Annotated in this window: 2 protein-coding genes; both read left to right on the plus strand. The window is 64.0% G+C overall.

Annotation, left to right across the window (positions count from 1 at the left end):
• Window positions 1-325, plus strand: a 325-nt coding sequence (locus tag AC04L7_RS19045; protein ID WP_475513753.1) for a prolipoprotein diacylglyceryl transferase family protein, incomplete at its 5' end; no start/stop codon positions are given.
• A 29-nt stretch (window positions 326-354) separates the two neighbouring features.
• Window positions 355-1,149, plus strand: a complete 795-nt coding sequence (locus tag AC04L7_RS19050; protein ID WP_435997115.1) for a thymidylate synthase — start codon at window positions 355-357, stop codon at window positions 1,147-1,149.
• Window positions 1,150-1,218: the final 69 nt, after the last annotated feature.

The following is a 1,218-nucleotide window of genomic DNA, read 5'->3' on the forward strand; positions in this document are numbered from 1 at the left end:
GAATCAGTTCGCCCGCCATCCCTCACAGCTCTATCAGGCCTTCCTCGAAGGGTTGGTGATGTTCGTCGTGCTGTGGACGGTCTCGCGCAAGCCGCGGCCGCGCTACCTCGTGTCGGGCCTGTTCGCGCTGATGTACGGCGTATTCCGCTTCCTGATGGAATTCGTCCGCGTGCCGGATGAAGGCCATTACGTCGCCTGGGGCTGGCTGACAAAGGGCCAGGTGCTCAGCGTGCCGCTGGTGATGCTGGGCCTGTACCTGCTGTGGCTGTCGCGTCGTGCGCCGACGCTGCAGCCCGTCGTTCCCGCGCCGGTCGCCGGCAAGTAAACCGTGAAGCCTTTCGCCGGAGACCAGGCATGAAGCAATACCTCGACCTGTTGCGCCATGTGCTGGAACAGGGTGCCGAGAAGTCCGACCGCACCGGCACCGGCACCCGCAGCGTGTTCGGCTGGCAGATGCGCTTCGACTTGAACGAAGGCTTCCCGCTGGTCACCACGAAGAAGCTGCACCTGCGCTCGATCATCCACGAGCTGCTGTGGTTCCTGAAAGGCGAAACCAACATCGCCTACCTGAAGGACAACAAGGTCAGCATCTGGGACGAATGGGCCGACGAGCACGGCGAACTGGGCCCCGTGTACGGCAAGCAGTGGCGCAGCTGGGAGGGCGCCGACGGCAAGACCATCGACCAGATGCAGTGGCTGGTGGACGAGATCAAGCGCAATCCGGATTCGCGCCGCCTGGTGATCAGCGCCTGGAACGTCGCCGAACTGCCGAAGATGGCGCTGATGCCGTGCCACTCGCTGTTCCAGTTCTACGTCGTCGACGGCAAGCTCAGTTGCCAGCTCTACCAGCGCAGTGGCGACATCTTCCTCGGCGTGCCGTTCAACATCGCCAGCTACGCACTGCTGACGCATATGGTGGCGCAGGCGACGGGCCTCGGTGTCGGCGACTTCGTGCACACGCTGGGCGATGCGCACCTGTATTCGAACCACTACGACCAGGCGCGCGAGCAACTGTCGCGTGAGCCGCGCGCGCTGCCGAAGCTGCACCTCAATCCCGACGTCACCGACCTGTTCGGCTTCACCTTCGATGACATCGAGATCCACGACTACGATCCGCATCCGGCGATCAAGGCGCCGGTGGCGGTTTAGCGGATGCGGATTTCGCTGGTCGCCGCCCTCGATCGCCATCGCGCCATCGGACGCGACAACGACCTGCCC

The sequence above is a fragment of the Pseudoxanthomonas sp. LjRoot204_2 genome (assembly GCF_056175765.1).